Here is a 15067-nt window from a genome sequence, read left to right on the forward strand (position 1 = left end):
TGTTCACGTTTTGTTCCGAGTCAAGCACGGCGTCGTCGAACCGCCATCTTATGTCGCTCTTATGTTCCGCCCGCATGGCGCAGCCTGTCTCCGCCCAGAGTACTGGAAACGCTACATTCTCATGATTATTCAAAGACTTAAGGAGACGCCTGCGCTGCGCCTAGCTTTGCCTCGGCAGCGTTTACCATACCGCGAGGCTGCCGTGGCACCGGGGCTCCCGCTGTCACAATCGTCAGTCGAGTTCGACGATATGACCGTCGCGCAGGGTAACGCGGCGGTCCATGCGCGCCGCCAGATCGAGATTATGGGTCGCGATCAGGGCCGCCAGGCCGGACGCGCGTACCAGCGCCGTCAGCGTGCCGAAGACATGGTCTGCCGTACCGGGATCCAGATTGCCGGTCGGCTCGTCGGCCAGGATGAGATGCGGCGCATTGGCGACGGCACGGGCGATGGCAACTCGCTGCTGCTCACCGCCCGATAATTCGTTCGGCCGGTGACCGAAGCGCTGGCCAAGGCCGAGGAAGGTCAGCAACTCCTCGCCCCGCTGGCGCGCCTCTCGGCGCGAGAGGCCGCGGATCATCTGCGGCAGGATCACATTCTCCAAGGCCGAGAACTCCGGCTGGAGATGGTGGAACTGATAAACGAAACCGATCGAGTTGCGGCGCAGGCGGGTTCGTCCCGTATCGTTCAGATCGGCGGTTGAATAGCCGGAGATCAGCACGTCGCCGCCATCCGGTCTCTCGAGCAGGCCGGCCGTGTGGAGCAGCGTCGACTTGCCTGCCCCGGAGGGCGCGATCAGCGCCACCGACTGCCCCGGCATCACCACAAGGTCGACGCCCCGCAGAATATGCAGTTCCGTGGGGCCTTGCTGGTAGCTGCGCTCGACCCCTCGCAGTTCGAGGGCCGGAATTTCACCCGACATGCTCATGGCTCAGCCTCCTCTCAACGCTTCCACCGGGTCGAGCTTGGCAGCCCGCCAGGCGGGATAGAGCGTGGCCAGGAAGCACAGGACCAAGGTGGTGATGACCACCACGGTCACCTCTGTCGGATCGGTCTTGGCTGGCAGGCGCGAGAGGAAATAGATCTCGGACGCGAACAATTGCGTGTTGGACAGCCAGGAAATGAATTCCTGGATGTTCTCGATATAGCGGCACACCAGCAGCCCCAGCAGCAGGCCGAATATCGTACCGAGCAAACCGATAGCCATGCCGGTGATGAAGAAGATGCGTAGCATCGCCCCACGCGTCGCGCCCATGGTCCGCATGATGGCGATATCGGTCTGCTTGGACTGCACCAGCATCACCATGCTCGAAACAACCCCGAGCGCCGCCATGATCACCAGAATCAGCAGGATCATGAACATGACGTTGCGCTCGACCTGGAGCGCCGTGAAGAAGGCCGAATTGCGCTGGCGCCAGTCGACCAGCGAGACGGGACGTCCGGCCGCCGTCTTGATCGCCTCGCTCTCCGACTGCACGTGGTCGGGGTCCTCGATATAGACCTCGATCGCCGTCGTATCGCCGTCGCGATTGAAATAAGCCTGCGATTCCTGCAGCGGCATGATCACGAAGCCGCTGTCGATATCGGACATGCCGACCTCGAAGGTGGCGACCACCGGATAGACCTTCATGCGCGGCGTGGTGCCAAAGGCGGTCTGGTCGCCCTTGGGCGAGATCAGAGTGATGCCGTCGCCGATCTGCAACCCGAGCGAGGATGCCAGTTTGGCACCGATCACCACGCCCTGCCCCTGGTCGAAATTGTCCAGCGTGCCGTCCTTGATATTGTTGGCAAGGCCGGGCAGGCGCTTGAGATCATCGAGCTTCATGCCGCGCACCAGGGCGCCGCTCGCCGAGAAGGGCGAAGATACCAGCACCTGGCCTTCCACGAAGGGGACCGCCAGGGTCACACCAGGCACCTTGGCGATGCGACTGGTGACCGCTTCATAGTCGGTCAACGGCGTCTCATAGGGAGAGACGACGATATGGCCGTTGAATCCGAGGATCTTGGACTGCAGTTCGACGCGAAAGCCGTTCATCACCGACATCACGATGATGAGGGCAGCGACGCCGATAAGGAAGCTGAGAAAGGACAGGACGGCAATCAGCGAAGCCACCCCCCCCTTGCGGTGCGGCATGAGATAGCGCAGCGCCACCATCCACTCGAAGGCGGAGAAGGGCGGCGTTCCGGTCGGTTCCGACGATGTCGTGGCTGAAGCAGACGCGTTCATGACATTCCAGGTGGGGCGCGAGGCCCCTTACTCCGCGAGAATCGCGGCGTTTGCACGGCAAAAATTCAGCGATGTCTCGCTTTGCCACGGCTTTTTTGACGCTCCAATCACGGCAAAGCCACCCCAGCCACAACGAACACATCGAGATTAAGTTTTATAATTCAAATAAATACGTCGATTTCTTGATAAGAAGCAAAAACGCCGCGAATACCCTGGGCATTCGCGGCGTCGATAGTACCGGCCGGCAGGCCACGGCAAAACAGGATCAGCTCACCAGCACGAGCGCGTCCGATGGCGTCAGCAACTGGCGTTCGCCTGTGCGGCGGTTCTTTACCTCGACCTTGCCTTCCGCCAGGCTCTTGGGACCGACGATGATCTGCCAGGGCAGGCCGATCAGATCCATCTTGGCGAATTTGCCGCCAGGCCTCTCATCGGTATCGTCGAGCAGCACATCGACGCCCTTGGCGCCGAGCTGGAGGTAGAGATCGCCGCAGGCTGCATCCACCGCGCTGTCTCCCGGCTTGAGGTTGATCAGGCCGACCTTGAACGGCGCGATTGCCTCCGGCCAGATGATGCCGGCTTCGTCATGGCTCGCCTCGATTGCCGCACCGGCCACGCGGGTCGGCCCGATGCCGTAGGAGCCGCCATGCACGGGGATGAGGGAGCCGTCCGGACCGGCGACGACGGCCTTCATCGGCGTCGAATATTTCGTGCCGAAATAGAAGATATGCCCGACCTCGATGCCGCGCGCCGAAACCTGCTTGTCGGCCGGCAGGGCGTCGAAGACAGCCTTGTCGTGCTTCTCCTCGGTTGCCGCATAGAGCGAGGTCCACTGGTCGACGATCGCCTGCAGCCCGGCCTTGTCGTCGAAATCCGTGCCAGCGGAAGGCGGCGCCATCGACAAATAGTCACGATGGCAGAACACTTCGCTCTCCCCGGTCGAGGCCAGGATGATGAACTCATGGCTGAGATTGCCGCCGATCGGGCCGGTGTCGGCCACCATGGGGATGGCCGTCAGGCCGAGCCGCGCGAAGGTGCGAAGATAGGCCACGAACATCTTGTTGTAGGAATGCTGCGCACCGGCCTGGTCGAGGTCGAAGGAATAGGCGTCCTTCATCAGGAATTCACGCCCGCGCATCAGGCCGAAGCGGGGACGGATCTCGTCCCGGAACTTCCATTGTATATGGTAGAGGTTGAGCGGCAGATCCTTGTAGCTGCGTACATAGGCGCGGAAGATCTCGGTGATCATCTCCTCATTGGTCGGCCCGTAGAGCATCTCCCGCTCCTGGCGGTCCTTGATGCGCAGCATCTCCTTGCCGTAATCGTCATAGCGCCCGCTTTCGCGCCACAGGTCGGCCGACTGGATGGTCGGCATCAGCAGTTCGATGGCGCCGGCGCGATTCTGTTCTTCGCGGATGATCGTATTGATCTTGTTCACCACGCGCAGGCCGAGTGGCAGCAATGCGTAGATTCCAGCCGCTTCCTGACGGATCATGCCTGCACGCAGCATCAGACGATGGGAAACAATTTCTGCTTCCTTCGGCGTCTCGCGCAGAATAGGCAGGAAATAACGGCTCAAACGCATAGGACAGACCTTCTCCAAGCTGCCGGCGAACCTTGGCTGCGCCGGGTAACACATGTGGCGAAATCGCGATTCAGGATAAAAAGGCGCGCCTGATCGAAACCTCGGCACGCCTCTCCGGCAAATCGCTTCCGATCGCCAGTCCGTGCCAGCTTGACCCGATCCCTCGCAAAAACACAAGGGTAAGACCAGCAAAAGCGCCATTATTTGGCGGTTTTCGCTCCCGACATGCCCCGTGCGATGCACCCTGCCTGCTCATCAACCTGCCCACGAACAGCACAGCCTAGCGAAATGACGCGCACAAATTTTAAGCAAAGATATTAATTTTGTGCCGATCGCTGCACAAAGACGTGACAAGCAAAAAAACTTCGTCTAGCGTCCGTCCCGTCAACGACAGGGCATCCGAACTCAGCGATGAGTAGAAGGAAGTCAGGGTCCAAGTCTTGGGAGGAAGCCCGCAGGCGCCGCCGGTGAACAAACCGTTGTCGAGCAGCCGTCCTGACACTTCAAACAGCACAAAGATGCGTGAAGGAAGTCTCAGGAAGATGGGTTAGGACGAGGTCTAGAATAAGGCGAGGCTCGCGAGAGCCTCGCCTTTTTTCACTGACGTTTGCGTAACGGCATGTTGCATCATGCGGGCTTGCCATGACAACCGCGTGACAATGTCGGATAGGTCGAACCTCCGTCGCAACGGCGACAGCGCCACAGAGAGGAATCGGGTTTTCCGAAAGAGACTTCTCCGGATCGAACGGCGGTTTTGGTCAGGAGGAACCTGCCGGATCTCAAACTCCGCTTCGCTTCGCATTGTCTGCCCGACCGATTTACTTTAGCCTTTGACGGCTGTGTGACGTGCGGCAGAACTGAGGCGAAGGCCGGCAGTTATCAGCGCCTCCCAGACTGTATTGAGCACGTTGAGCCTGTAGATCGATGAGCCGTAGCCCTGTCTCGCAACCCGCGCGCATCGCGCCGCTGGCGGTATTGCCGGTATTCTATCGCCTGACCGGCAAACCCGTGCTTGTCATCGGCGCGAGCCAGGCGGCTTTGTGGAAGGCCGAGCTTCTGGCGTCAACCGGCGCCCAAGTTCGCATCGCGGCACCTGAAGCGAACGATGCCCTGGCGCAGTTATGCGCCCGCGAGGACGCAAGTGTCCGCCACCTCGCCCGCTCCTGGCACGAAGCCGACCTCGATGGCGTCGCCCTCGTCGTCGCGGACGTCGAGGACGACGAGCAGGCCGCCGACCTTGCCGCCGCCGCGCGCCGGGCGGGAACGCCGGTAAACATCGTAGACCGGCCGGCCTTCTGCGATTTTCAGTTCGGTGCGGTGGTCAATCGCTCGCCGCTGGTGGTGGGCATTTCGACCGACGGCGCCGTTCCCGTCTTCGCCCAAGCAATCCGCAGCCGAATCGAGATGCTGCTGCCAACGGGTTTCCAGAAATGGGCGGAGGCCGCCCGCAACTGGCGCCCTCTGGTGCAGGCGCGGGATCTCTCCCTGCAGGCCCGCAGGACGATCTGGGAGCGTTTCGTCAATGCGGCCTTCCGGCATCCCGACCGCACGCCGGGCGAAGCCGAACGCGCCGACCTATTGGCCGGTATCGAACAGCAGGAAAGAAATCCGGCACTGGGCAGTGTCGCCCTGGTGGGAGCAGGCCCTGGAGATCCGGAACTGCTGACCTTGAAAGCGGTGCGCGCCCTGCAATCGGCGGATGTCATCCTGCACGACGACCTAGTCTCGCAGGAAGTGCTCGATTTCGCTCGCCGCGAGGCTGAGCGCATCATCACCGGCAAGCGCGGGCATCGCCCGTCCTGCAAGCAGGACGATATCAATGCGCTCATGGTCTCCCTGGCCAGGGACGGCAAGCGCGTGGTACGGCTGAAAGGCGGCGACCCCTTGATATTCGGACGGGCCGGCGAGGAAATCGCAGCCTGCCGCGCGGCTGGCGTCGCCGTCGAGGTCATTCCTGGCATCACCGCAGCGTCCGGCGCTGCCGCGAGCCTTGAAGTCTCCCTCACCCATCGGGACCATGCCCGACGCCTGCAATACATCACTGCCCATGCCAAGAACGGCAAGCTGCCGGACGATCTCGATTGGAAGTCGCTTGCCGACCCGGCCGCCACTACCGCCATCTATATGGGCAAGCTTGTCGTCGCCGAGGTCGCCACGCGCCTGCTCGAGGCCGGCATGGCCGTCGATACGCCGGCCATCATCGTGGAATATGCCACCCACGTGCGCGAGCGCCGCTTTCACACCACGATCGGTGAAATGGCCGGCGTTTTTGCCGCAAATCAGCTCGACGGCCCCTGCATCATCCTGCTCGGCCAAGCCATGTCCGAAGCGAGACCCGACCGCCCAAGCTGAACGGCAGCGGTCTGCGCGGTACAGCTTCCGTTAAGGAAACGTTTGCGACCATGGTCCAATGGTGAGCCGCAGATTCGCGCGCCCGCCGGGCGAATGAACGACAGGAGCATTTGATGAAGAAATTGATTCTCGCGGCCGCCCTGGCCACGATCGGTTTTGCGGGTTTCTCAAGCGGTGCCTCGGCGATGCCGGCCAACCCTGCCGTCGGTGCGGATAGCGGCCTCGCCGAGACAGTCGCCTATGGCTGTGGACGTGGCTATGCGCCCAACCGTTGGGGTCGCTGCGTACCCAATAATTACGGTATCCGCCCTGCCCCGGCCTATCGTCCTGCCCCCAATTACGGCCGCCCACCAGTCTATCGCCGCGGGTCGGTCCCGGCTAATCGCAGCGGCTATGGTCGCGTCTGCCCGCCGGGCACGCGCCTCGGCCCCCGTGGCGCCGCCTGCCATCCGGTCTATTGAGCCACCTGCCCCATCGAGCCAGCAGGCGGCACGAGATTTCACCGTCTCACCGAACCCGGCAAGGCCTGTCCTTGCCGGTTTTTTTGGGGGCCACCAGAGGGACATCCGCTTCAAGGAAAACCCGTGCTCTCACGCCGGGGAAGTCCATCTGCGGACGATCCTACGGATGGCCTGTCGAACCGAGATCACCAGCCCGACACGCAGCGGCCGTACAAACCCGGATACCTGCCGGGCGGGCAGCGGCGCGGAGCGGCCCAATAGCGCGGGCCATCGTAATAGCCGGGGCCATCGAAGTAGCCCGGACTGTCATAATAGGGACGCACATAATATCGCGGCGCGTCGGCATAACCGTCGCCGTAACGCGGCCCCCGATAACCCCGGCTGTTGGGGACACAGCGTCCATAGCTGCGATAATAGTTACGCGGGCAACCATCCGTCACCGTTTGCAACAGGGGATTTTCTGCGCCAGCCGCAGGCGTCAACGGCATGGCGGCAGCAGGTGCAGCAGCAAGGCCCGCTGAAGCAAGGCCCATGGCTGCTGCATAAGCGGCAATAACCCATTGTCTCATCACACGCTCCTCGAGCGAATCCAGCGCGGTATAAACGCAGCGCGGGAAACGTTCGTTCCACGCCAGAGGCGATCCCCTCCCGCAATCTATGGCGGCAGCCGGAGCATTCATAGATAGCGGGAAATTCTTCCTCATATTTCTGGTGCGCGCGCTTCCGCCTGCCAGGCCTGTGCATTTCATGTCTCTCATATGACGAGAAACTGAAATCGGGGCTTGCGCATCGGAGCGAAAAACCCTATTCAGCCCACGCTCAATGAGCGTCGGAGCGTAGCGCAGCCCGGTTAGCGCACTAGTCTGGGGGACTAGGGGTCGGAGGTTCGAATCCTCTCGCTCCGACCATTTTTCCTGAATATCTTGAATATGCCCGCCCTTCGCCTGGAGCGAAGGAGCGCAAGCGCGTAGGGTCCCCTGCCCTGCGGGCACAAAGGGCCGCCCCTTGGGCTCCCGATGCTGAAAGTCATCGCTCAGGATTTCATAAAGCCCGAACATGTGGATGCCGTGCTTCCCCTCTACAGGGAACTGGTCGCCAAGACGCGCCAGGAAGAACATTGCATCGCCTATGACCTTTTCATCGACCAGAAAGACCCTGGGCATTTCGTTTTCATCGAGGCATGGCCGGATCGCGCCTCCCTCGACGCCCATTGCAGTACCGAACGTTTCAAGCAACTGGTTCCGCAGATCGATGCATATCAGCGCCAACCGGGCAGCTATATTCTAATGGACTCGTTCGAGGCCTGAGCAAGGCGCTCCCTCTCCGCATCGATTTCCGCCCTTCCTCGTTAGGAACAAAAAGAGAACAAAATACTGGACAAGCCCCCCTTCGGGGCATAAGGTCCTGCCCTCAACCGAAGGTAATCGACATGCTCGACGGTTATTTCGACGGCACGCATAGGCTGGCCGCCCGGCCGGAGGAAGTCGCGGAGATCGCCCGTTTGGTCGAAAAGGCGGGCGGCGGCGGCGCAGCCCTACTGGCACTCTACCGGTATGCCAGGCAAGCCCAGACCTCGCTGATCAACCGGGACCGGCTGATCGAGGAATTGAAACGCCAATCCGATCGGCTCGAGGACGAAGACCTTCACGAAAGAGTGGATGGCGATGCCCAAGGCGTGTCGATCGACTGGATCGTCAGCCGCGAATTGAAGCGGACCGATGGCAATGCCGTCACGGCATTGCGCAGGGCCATTCGCCGCAATGTCCGGCTCGACGACGAACTCGACCGTCTGGCGAGCCTGCTGGAGGCGGCAGGCAATCCTCTCAGCCTCTCCGGCAAGCCATGAACGGGCGGCCCGCAGGCCTGGAGCCATTCCTGTCCCAGGAGGCCGAAATAGTGCAGCGCGATGCCGACCAAGCAATCGCCACTTGCGGAGGCGATGCACGCGTCGCCGTTCAGGCCTTGGTCGCGATGGTGGATCATCTCAAGGCCGAACTCGCCGAGCGGGACGATGCGATCGCGGCGCTGACAGCCAGCGTATCACGCGGCTATGCGCGTGGTTTTGGCGAACGGCCTCTGCCTGGCGCGAGGGACAAGGTGCTTCGCAAGCCGGTTGAGTGAGGACCGGCCTTGCAAGTCTCCGCGCCCGGCCAGCGCAATCCCTTATCGTCAGCGAGATTGTCAGCCGCCATGCGTGAAAACACACGGTGGCCTCGCCTCCATGCGGCACTCCTGCTGCAGCAGTTGTCAAAAGGATTGTGCTGCGCCTGTAGTGCAATCACCGGGGCGCGCGACACACAAACCTCCCCGTCCGCCGGACGGCTCACGTCACGGTCGTCGCGTCACAGTGCGTAGGCGTTCAGCACCAGACGATGTCGCAGCCGATCTTCGGATCGAGGCTGTGCTTGCCCGGAGCAGCAATCTGTCTCGCTTGCTTCGCGGCCTTGGCCGGCGAACGCCAATCAATCACCGTATCGATAATCAAAATTGCGATCACCAGGACAACCAGAAAACCCGTGATCATTTCACTCAGATCCATGACGAACCTCCATCAGCCGGTGTCTGATCCGGCCATGAGGGACTCAGCCCCTGACTTGAACGCCTGAATTCTGCGCTTGTTCCTACTATCCTTCAAGTTTAAATCGCTGTCGGTTGCCGGAACTCAGCGCCATCTTGCAATGCACACATGTTGCTGCATCGCAACCAAAAGAAAAGCCGGCTGCTGCCGCGCCGGCTTTTCCTGAAAATCTGACGGTATACCGAAAGACTCTATGGGTCGCTTAGGCCGCGGCCTGGAGCTGGTCAGCGGCCAACTTGCCCGAGCGGCGATCCTGGACCAGCTCATAGCTGATCTTCTGGCCTTCGCGCAGCTCATACAGGCCGGCCCGTTCAACCGCGCTGATGTGGACGAACACGTCCTTGGAGCCATCATCGGGCTGAATGAAACCGTAGCCCTTCTGGGCGTTGAACCACTTCACGGTACCTGTGCTCATCGTGAGCTATTCCTTCAACGTAGTGAAAGCCAAAGCCCGCGATGACGCGGACCCAGCGAGTGTCGAATTTTGGTGAGAGCTTGTCAGCACGCATCCAGCGAGCGCCGCGACGCGAGGCCAAGTCGTTCGGCCGAAAATCGATGCCGATAGGCTGCCCGATTGGAAACCAGCGGTCAAGACAAACCTGCGACAAAATGGACGTTTTTGCGATCTGCTTCGCTTTTCTGAAACGCCAATAACAATATAGTGCCAATTCAGCCGAAATCTTCCGAGCAGAACATCGAAGCGGTAATTCCGCAGCACACACATGATCCTATTCTTATGGATTCACTACGCTTCAAATCACTTTCCTGCCACACAATCCTCTGACTTTTCGCTGGAAGAGCATTCGCTCCGCCCCAAAATCGCCGCTGAGACTGCCCACGTCACACCCTTCCCCCGCCCAAGCGCGGCAAATGGCCTTAACCATGACGCGGTGCGGTTGGCGCCCTGATCCCGCTTGCGTCTATAAGGACGGGACCGTGAAGGCAGGCGAAGGATCGAGGAAACGATGGAGGGGGCGGATCCGACGATCGCGATTTTGGTGCCCTGCTACAATGAGGCGGTCTCCATCCAGTCCGTCATCCAGCGGTTTCGCGCGCAGCTGCCGTCAGCCGTCATCTATGTCTATGACAACAATTCCAGCGACGATACCGCGCGCCTGGCAGAGGAAGCCGGGGCCGTGGTGCGCCATGAAGCCCGCCAGGGCAAGGGGCACGTGATCCGCCGCATGTTCGCGGATATCGAGGCCGACATCTATATCATCGTCGACGGTGACAACACCTACGATCCCGCCAGTGCTCCGGCGCTGGTCGCGGCCCTGCGCGCCGGGCCCCTCGATCTCGTCAACGGGGTGCGCGTGGCCAATGGCGAAACGGCCTACCGCCCCGGACATCGTTTCGGCAACCGGATGCTCACCCGCCTGGTCACGCGATTCTTCGGCTCGTCCTCGCGTGACATGCTGTCGGGCTACAAGGCGATGTCCCGGCGCTTCGTCAAGACATTCCCTGCCCTCTCGACCGGTTTCGAGATCGAAACCGAACTGCTCGTGCATGCTCTCGAAATGTCGCTTCCGCTCGGCGAGGTCGAGACGGTCTATGGAGAGCGGCCGGCCGGTTCGCAGAGCAAACTGCGCACCGTGCAGGACGGCATGCGCATTCTCAAGCTCATCGCCAAGCTGGTGAAGGAGGAAAGGCCGCTGCTCTTCTTCAGCCTGCTCGCCGGCGTGCTGGCTCTGTCGTCCCTTGTCGCCGCCACCCCGGTGGTGGTGGAATATCTCGAATACGGCTCCGTGCCGCGCCTGCCCACGGCCGTGCTCGCCACCGGCTTGATGCTGTCGGCTATCATCGCCTTCTTTTCCGGCATGATCCTCGATACGGTCACGCGTGGGCGAAGGGAGCTCAAGCGGCTGCATTATTTGCGCTATGCGCCCGTCCACTGAACCACCTCCCGGCAGATCTCTGCGTTGGCGGCTATGCTGTTTTGCCCTGGCCGGTTTCGTCGGCTTCACCTTCGATGCCGGCATCCTGACCATTCTGGTCAATCTCAGCCTCGATGCTCGCCTGGCGCGCCTGGCCTCGTTTGCCGGTGCCGTGGTGGTGACCTGGCTGATCAACCGCTCGCTGGCCTTCGGCGACCGCGCCGGCTCCGACATCGCGGCCGAGTTCCTGCGCTACCTGTCCGCGAGCGCGCTGGCCGCTTTGGTCAATCTCGGTACCTTCATGGCGCTGGTCACGCTCGGCGGGCCTTTTGCACGCTGGCCGGTGCTGGCGGTGGCAATTGCCGTCGCGCTGTCGATGACCCTGAATTTCTGGAGTTATTTCAAGGCGGTCTTCACGCCGAAGGCCCGCGGGCCGGACGAAGCGGCATGAAGCCTGCTCCCACGCCAGGCCATACGGCCTGACGCAATCACCGCTGTTTGCAAAGTCAATTGAAAACGAAGACCCGCGGCAAGGAAGAGCCTGGGACCAGGCGCTTCCCGCTCTGCCGTTGAACTCGTTATCGACCGAAGCCCGGAATACCCGCCGTCATGCCGCGTGCGAGCTGCGTGACGAAGTTGAGGTCGCCGCCGGCCGTCGGCGTCGTACGGGTGATCGAATCGAATACCACGCCGTCCTTCAGGCCGTAATTGGCGACGCGCGACACCCGGCCATTGGTGAAGTAGACGGCCAGCACGTTACGGTCGGTCACATGCGGAGACAGGAAGGCCACCGGGCGGGACGTGGTCTGAGACACATAGTACCAGGCCTGGCCGTCCAGCGTGGACTGGGTGGAGGGCGTGCCGAGTGCATCGAGCACCTGGGCCTGGGACGTGCCCGGCTTGATCGCCGACAAGGTACTCTCCGTCACCACGATGCCGTGCACATTGGTCTCGCCGATCGAACCGCAGCTCTGCAGCAGCCCGGCCAGGGAGATGACGACAGCGGCCGCCAGCGCGGGAGACCGGAAACGGGGGGGCAACACAACTATACTCACTTTGGCCTCCATCGGGCACACAGGCTCGTTCGCCACATCGTCGCGTGGGTTCTGGCGTAACCCGCTCGCGCACGAAATTCAACCTTGGCGCTCAGAGAGCATCCACTTATATGGAGCATCCGTTATAGAGTGCGGTCTTCGACCGGATCGTACCAGGGCACCGCCACGGTGCCGCCCCGCGGAACACCGGTCGAAGACCCCTGCTGGTGAAGGAGCTCATGTTCGGCCTGTTTCGCAATAGAGCGCGCGACGCGCAGATTGCCCGCCTCTACGACCAGATCGTGGCCCAGGGCCGCGATCCCGCCCTGTTCGTCGAGGGTCGCGTCCCCGACACGGTGGAAGGGCGTACGGACATGATGCTGCTGCATCTGTTCCTGCTCATGCATCGGCTCAACGATGAGCAGGGCGAGATCCGCGAGATTGCCCAGGGCGTTTGCGACCGCTTCTTCGCCGAGCTCGACCGAGCCATGCGGGAAATGGGCGTCGGCGACCTCGCCGTCCCCAAGAAGATGCGCAAGATCGCCGACATCTATACGGGATGCTCCTCATCCTATGGCAATGCCCTGCATAGGCCGGATGACGAGGAACTCACCCAGGTCCTCCTGCGCAACGTCTATGCCCGCGACGAAGAGAGGTTGCCTCAGGCGCGGGCCCTCGCAGGCTATGTCCGGCGCGCTTCCAGGGCCCTTGCCGACGCTTCCCTGGCGAGCCTTGCCAGCGGCTCCCTACCCTTCCCCACTCCAGCCCTAGGTGAGAGCGCATGACCAATCCAACGCCCCACTTCTCGCGTCCGGTCCATCTGCGCGAGATTCCGGCCACGGGCCGCCATTTCATGATCGAGACGAACGAAGACGAGCGCAGGGCCGTCGCCCGCCAGCTTGGCCTTCCGGATGTCGCGGCCCTGACGGCCAAGCTCCACGTCACGCCCTTCCGCAAGGATGGGCTGGCGGTCGAGGGAACCATTCTTGCCCAGATAACCCAGATCTGCGTCGTCACGGCAGAACCGTTCGAGAGCAAGGTCGAGGCTCCCGTCGACATCCGCTTCTCGCCGGATGGGCAGGATCCCAATGCCGAATTCGATCTGGCCGAATTGAACGATCCGGAAGCCGAAGATCCGCCAGACCTGCTGGTCGGCGACACCATCGATCTCGGCGCCGTCGTCAGCGAATTCCTCGCTCTGGCGCTCGATCCCTATCCCCGCAAGCCGGGCGCCACCTTCGAGGGCGACGGAGACGAGGCGGGCCTTTCCCCCTTCGCCGCGCTCAACAGGCTGAAGGACAAGGATTCCTGAAGGCAAGGCTAATTCTGCCGAGAACCGGCAAAAGCCTCCGTGAATGCCTTCGATCGAACACGATTGTGTGAGATCGCACGTCCCTGAGCTGCGATTCATTGATCCGTTACGGGCCTGGACCTATCCACGTCCCAAAGCGTTTTGTGGTTTGAACGAAGGACATCAAATCGCAAGGACGCGCCGAACCAAAGAGTGAGAGCAAGGCGCGTTTCGCTAAAACGCGCTTGGCTCCTGGGATTTCTGCCTTTTGGAGAAGTATATGTCGTTGAAGCGTCTGATGGCCGGGGTTGCACTCGGCATTGGCTTGCTCGCATCCGGCCAGCCTGCCCTCGCTGCCGAACCGCTGGACAAGCCCGCGGTCGAGGCAATCGTCAAGAATTACCTGATGGAGCATCCCGAGGTCATCGTCGACGCCATCAACGCCATGCAGGCCAAGCAGGAAGCGGCGACGGCCGAGCGCCAGAAGAAGCTGCTCTCCGACAGCATGGACACCATCCTCAACGGGTCGCAGAACGCCGTGCTCGGTAATCCCGAAGGCGATGTCACCTTGGTCGAGTTCTTCGACTACAATTGCGGCTACTGCAAGCGCGGACTGGCCGACATGGTCAAGCTGCTCGATACCGACAAGAAGCTCAAGGTGGTGCTGCGCGACTACCCGATCCTGAGCGAAGGCTCCAAGGAAGCAGCCATTGTTGCCCTCGCCGTCAAGAAGCAGTTGCAGGGCGACAAGTTCCTGGAGTTCCACCAAGTCCTGCTCGGCACGCGCGGCGCCGTGGGCAAGGACCGCGCCTTGCAGGTCGCCCAGGATTCCGGCGTCGACATGACCAAGCTCCAGGCCGACATGAAAGATCCGGCTCTGCTCAAGGGACTGACCAGCACGATGCAGCTGGGCGAGGCATTGGGCATCAACGGCACGCCCTCTTACGTGCTCGGCAGCGAGATCACCCCCGGTGCCGTCGGCTACGATGCCTTGAAGTCCAAGATCGATTCGCTGCGCAAATGCGGCCAAACCGCCTGCGGTTGAGCCGGACAGGCCCTTCTCCAACAAAGCCGGCGGTTTTTCGCCGTCGGCTTTGCCTTCCTGGATCGGGCGCCCTATAAGGGGCGTTCGCAGCAAAAGGCCCGTTGCAGCAAGCTTCGGGCTTTCAATTTATGGTCCTGATGGCAAGCATGGCGCTCGTCTACATTCTGAATGGCCCCAATCTCAACATGCTGGGTGTGCGTGAAACGTCCGTCTACGGCACGCTCGACCTCAACGGCATCGAGAAACTGGCCCGGGCGCGCGCCGAGCAATTGGGTCTTACCATCGAATTCCGGCAGACCAACCATGAGGGCGTACTGCTCGACTGGGTGCACGAGGCCTATCACAAGGGTGCGGTCGGATTGATCATCAATCCCGGCGCCCTCACCCATACCTCGATCGCTCTCCACGATGCGATCAAGGCCGTTAGCCTGCCGGTAATCGAATTGCATCTATCCAACGTGTTCGCGCGCGAAAGTTTCCGGCACCATTCCTGGGTCTCGCCGGCAGCCAAGGGCGTGATCTGCGGATTTGGCCCCAAGGGCTATGAACTTGCCCTCGAAGCATTGGCTTCGAGCGTATCGGCTCAATGAATGACGGGGCCTCGGCCCCGCGGAAACGCA

Annotated in this window: 18 protein-coding genes and 1 tRNA gene; 12 read left to right on the forward strand and 7 right to left on the reverse strand. The window is 61.7% G+C overall.

Features of this window, described 5'->3' with window-relative positions; genetic code table 11:
- Nucleotides 1-232: 232 nt before the first annotated feature.
- The 3 genes from ACTJKX_RS24910 to proS form a co-directional block, all read right to left on the reverse strand.
- A complete protein-coding gene (locus ACTJKX_RS24910; RefSeq protein ID WP_311935049.1) occupies nucleotides 233-928 on the reverse strand; it encodes an ABC transporter ATP-binding protein in 696 nt (231 codons plus the stop codon).
- 3 nt (nucleotides 929-931) lie between these two features.
- Nucleotides 932-2227: a lipoprotein-releasing ABC transporter permease subunit gene (locus ACTJKX_RS24915; protein WP_367623004.1), complete on the reverse strand. Its 1296-nt coding sequence runs from the start codon at nucleotides 2225-2227 to the stop codon at nucleotides 932-934.
- Between the two features lie 265 nt (nucleotides 2228-2492).
- The gene (proS, locus tag ACTJKX_RS24920; RefSeq protein WP_440726877.1) at nucleotides 2493-3812 is read right to left on the reverse strand and encodes a proline--tRNA ligase; all 1320 of its coding nucleotides are present in this window, start codon (nucleotides 3810-3812) and stop codon (nucleotides 2493-2495) included.
- Nucleotides 3813-4736: 924 nt separating this feature from the next.
- Here proS and cysG point away from each other — a divergent pair.
- On the forward strand, nucleotides 4737-6164 hold the full coding sequence (cysG, locus tag ACTJKX_RS24925; RefSeq protein ID WP_440726878.1) for a siroheme synthase CysG: 1428 nt from the start codon (nucleotides 4737-4739) through the stop codon (nucleotides 6162-6164).
- Nucleotides 6165-6277: 113 nt separating this feature from the next.
- On the forward strand, nucleotides 6278-6625 hold the full coding sequence (locus ACTJKX_RS24930) for a GCG_CRPN prefix-to-repeats domain-containing protein (RefSeq protein ID WP_440726879.1): 348 nt from the start codon (nucleotides 6278-6280) through the stop codon (nucleotides 6623-6625).
- Between the two features lie 185 nt (nucleotides 6626-6810).
- On the opposite strand, the gene ACTJKX_RS24935 is transcribed toward ACTJKX_RS24930, so the two are convergent.
- Complete coding sequence (locus tag ACTJKX_RS24935) at nucleotides 6811-7194, reverse strand: hypothetical protein (RefSeq protein WP_440726880.1); 384 nt, start codon at nucleotides 7192-7194, stop codon at nucleotides 6811-6813.
- Between the two features lie 261 nt (nucleotides 7195-7455).
- Here ACTJKX_RS24935 and ACTJKX_RS24940 point away from each other — a divergent pair.
- The 4 genes from ACTJKX_RS24940 to ACTJKX_RS24955 all read left to right on the forward strand — a co-directional run bounded on the left by ACTJKX_RS24940 (nucleotide 7456) and on the right by ACTJKX_RS24955 (nucleotide 8746).
- Nucleotides 7456-7533: transfer RNA gene (locus ACTJKX_RS24940), tRNA-Pro, on the forward strand.
- A gap of 108 nt (nucleotides 7534-7641) precedes the next feature.
- Nucleotides 7642-7932 (forward strand): putative quinol monooxygenase, encoded by a 291-nt coding sequence (locus tag ACTJKX_RS24945; RefSeq protein WP_440726881.1) that lies wholly within the window; start codon nucleotides 7642-7644, stop codon nucleotides 7930-7932.
- A 122-nt stretch (nucleotides 7933-8054) separates the two neighbouring features.
- On the forward strand, nucleotides 8055-8471 hold the full coding sequence (locus ACTJKX_RS24950; RefSeq protein ID WP_394308352.1) for a hypothetical protein: 417 nt from the start codon (nucleotides 8055-8057) through the stop codon (nucleotides 8469-8471).
- Between the two features lie 50 nt (nucleotides 8472-8521).
- On the forward strand, nucleotides 8522-8746 hold the full coding sequence (locus ACTJKX_RS24955) for a hypothetical protein (RefSeq protein ID WP_440726882.1): 225 nt from the start codon (nucleotides 8522-8524) through the stop codon (nucleotides 8744-8746).
- A 238-nt stretch (nucleotides 8747-8984) separates the two neighbouring features.
- Here ACTJKX_RS24955 and ACTJKX_RS24960 read toward each other — a convergent pair whose 3' ends face one another.
- Both ACTJKX_RS24960 and ACTJKX_RS24965 read right to left on the reverse strand, forming a co-directional pair.
- The gene (locus ACTJKX_RS24960) at nucleotides 8985-9164 is read right to left on the reverse strand and encodes a hypothetical protein (RefSeq protein WP_311935068.1); all 180 of its coding nucleotides are present in this window, start codon (nucleotides 9162-9164) and stop codon (nucleotides 8985-8987) included.
- A 241-nt stretch (nucleotides 9165-9405) separates the two neighbouring features.
- Nucleotides 9406-9618, reverse strand: a complete 213-nt coding sequence (locus tag ACTJKX_RS24965) for a cold-shock protein (RefSeq protein WP_068296022.1) — start codon at nucleotides 9616-9618, stop codon at nucleotides 9406-9408.
- 550 nt (nucleotides 9619-10168) lie between these two features.
- On the opposite strand from ACTJKX_RS24965, the gene ACTJKX_RS24970 reads away from it, so the two are divergent.
- Together ACTJKX_RS24970 and ACTJKX_RS24975 are read left to right on the forward strand one after the other, a co-directional pair.
- The gene (locus tag ACTJKX_RS24970) at nucleotides 10169-11098 is read left to right on the forward strand and encodes a glycosyltransferase family 2 protein (protein WP_440726883.1); all 930 of its coding nucleotides are present in this window, start codon (nucleotides 10169-10171) and stop codon (nucleotides 11096-11098) included.
- Entirely contained in the window at nucleotides 11082-11528 is a 447-nt protein-coding gene (locus tag ACTJKX_RS24975) for a GtrA family protein (RefSeq protein ID WP_394308348.1), read from the forward strand. The genes ACTJKX_RS24970 and ACTJKX_RS24975 overlap by 17 nt, the downstream gene beginning before the upstream one ends.
- 127 nt (nucleotides 11529-11655) lie before the next feature.
- Here the strand turns inward: ACTJKX_RS24975 and ACTJKX_RS24980 are convergent, their stop codons facing one another.
- Complete coding sequence (locus ACTJKX_RS24980) at nucleotides 11656-12132, reverse strand: outer membrane protein assembly factor BamE (protein WP_311935076.1); 477 nt, start codon at nucleotides 12130-12132, stop codon at nucleotides 11656-11658.
- A 218-nt stretch (nucleotides 12133-12350) separates the two neighbouring features.
- Here ACTJKX_RS24980 and ACTJKX_RS24985 point away from each other — a divergent pair, with 218 nt between their 5' ends.
- The 4 genes from ACTJKX_RS24985 to aroQ all read left to right on the forward strand — a co-directional run bounded on the left by ACTJKX_RS24985 (nucleotide 12351) and on the right by aroQ (nucleotide 15037).
- Nucleotides 12351-12896: a ubiquinol-cytochrome C chaperone family protein gene (locus ACTJKX_RS24985; protein WP_440726884.1), complete on the forward strand. Its 546-nt coding sequence runs from the start codon at nucleotides 12351-12353 to the stop codon at nucleotides 12894-12896.
- Nucleotides 12893-13423, forward strand: a complete 531-nt coding sequence (locus tag ACTJKX_RS24990; protein WP_311935079.1) for a YceD family protein — start codon at nucleotides 12893-12895, stop codon at nucleotides 13421-13423. The genes ACTJKX_RS24985 and ACTJKX_RS24990 overlap by 4 nt, the downstream gene beginning before the upstream one ends.
- A gap of 259 nt (nucleotides 13424-13682) precedes the next feature.
- Nucleotides 13683-14447 carry a DsbA family protein gene (locus tag ACTJKX_RS24995; RefSeq protein ID WP_367623063.1) on the forward strand — a complete coding sequence of 255 codons (765 nt, stop codon included), beginning with the start codon at nucleotides 13683-13685 and terminating at the stop codon, nucleotides 14445-14447.
- A 146-nt stretch (nucleotides 14448-14593) separates the two neighbouring features.
- The gene (gene aroQ, locus ACTJKX_RS25000; protein ID WP_068296342.1) at nucleotides 14594-15037 is read left to right on the forward strand and encodes a type II 3-dehydroquinate dehydratase; all 444 of its coding nucleotides are present in this window, start codon (nucleotides 14594-14596) and stop codon (nucleotides 15035-15037) included.
- The last annotated feature ends 30 nt before the right edge of the window (nucleotides 15038-15067 follow it).

The sequence above is a fragment of the Labrys sp. 22185 genome (genome assembly GCF_052045555.1).
In the GTDB taxonomy this organism is placed as follows: Bacteria; Pseudomonadota; Alphaproteobacteria; order Rhizobiales; family Labraceae; genus Labrys; species Labrys neptuniae.

Coding starts and splice junctions, on each gene's coding strand:
- ACTJKX_RS24910 (WP_311935049.1), bottom strand. CDS start 928: ATGAGCATGTCGGGTGAAATTCCGGCCCTCGAACTGCGAGGGGTCGAG.
- ACTJKX_RS24915 (WP_367623004.1), bottom strand. CDS start 2,227: ATGAACGCGTCTGCTTCAGCCACGACATCGTCGGAACCGACCGGAACG.
- proS (WP_440726877.1), bottom strand. CDS start 3,812: ATGCGTTTGAGCCGTTATTTCCTGCCTATTCTGCGCGAGACGCCGAAG.
- cysG (WP_440726878.1), top strand. CDS start 4,737: ATGAGCCGTAGCCCTGTCTCGCAACCCGCGCGCATCGCGCCGCTGGCG.
- ACTJKX_RS24930 (WP_440726879.1), top strand. CDS start 6,278: ATGAAGAAATTGATTCTCGCGGCCGCCCTGGCCACGATCGGTTTTGCG.
- ACTJKX_RS24935 (WP_440726880.1), bottom strand. CDS start 7,194: ATGAGACAATGGGTTATTGCCGCTTATGCAGCAGCCATGGGCCTTGCT.
- ACTJKX_RS24945 (WP_440726881.1), top strand. CDS start 7,642: ATGCTGAAAGTCATCGCTCAGGATTTCATAAAGCCCGAACATGTGGAT.
- ACTJKX_RS24950 (WP_394308352.1), top strand. CDS start 8,055: ATGCTCGACGGTTATTTCGACGGCACGCATAGGCTGGCCGCCCGGCCG.
- ACTJKX_RS24960 (WP_311935068.1), bottom strand. CDS start 9,164: ATGGATCTGAGTGAAATGATCACGGGTTTTCTGGTTGTCCTGGTGATC.
- ACTJKX_RS24965 (WP_068296022.1), bottom strand. CDS start 9,618: ATGAGCACAGGTACCGTGAAGTGGTTCAACGCCCAGAAGGGCTACGGT.
- ACTJKX_RS24970 (WP_440726883.1), top strand. CDS start 10,169: ATGGAGGGGGCGGATCCGACGATCGCGATTTTGGTGCCCTGCTACAAT.
- ACTJKX_RS24975 (WP_394308348.1), top strand. CDS start 11,082: ATGCGCCCGTCCACTGAACCACCTCCCGGCAGATCTCTGCGTTGGCGG.
- ACTJKX_RS24985 (WP_440726884.1), top strand. CDS start 12,351: ATGTTCGGCCTGTTTCGCAATAGAGCGCGCGACGCGCAGATTGCCCGC.
- ACTJKX_RS24990 (WP_311935079.1), top strand. CDS start 12,893: ATGACCAATCCAACGCCCCACTTCTCGCGTCCGGTCCATCTGCGCGAG.
- ACTJKX_RS24995 (WP_367623063.1), top strand. CDS start 13,683: ATGTCGTTGAAGCGTCTGATGGCCGGGGTTGCACTCGGCATTGGCTTG.
- aroQ (WP_068296342.1), top strand. CDS start 14,594: ATGGCGCTCGTCTACATTCTGAATGGCCCCAATCTCAACATGCTGGGT.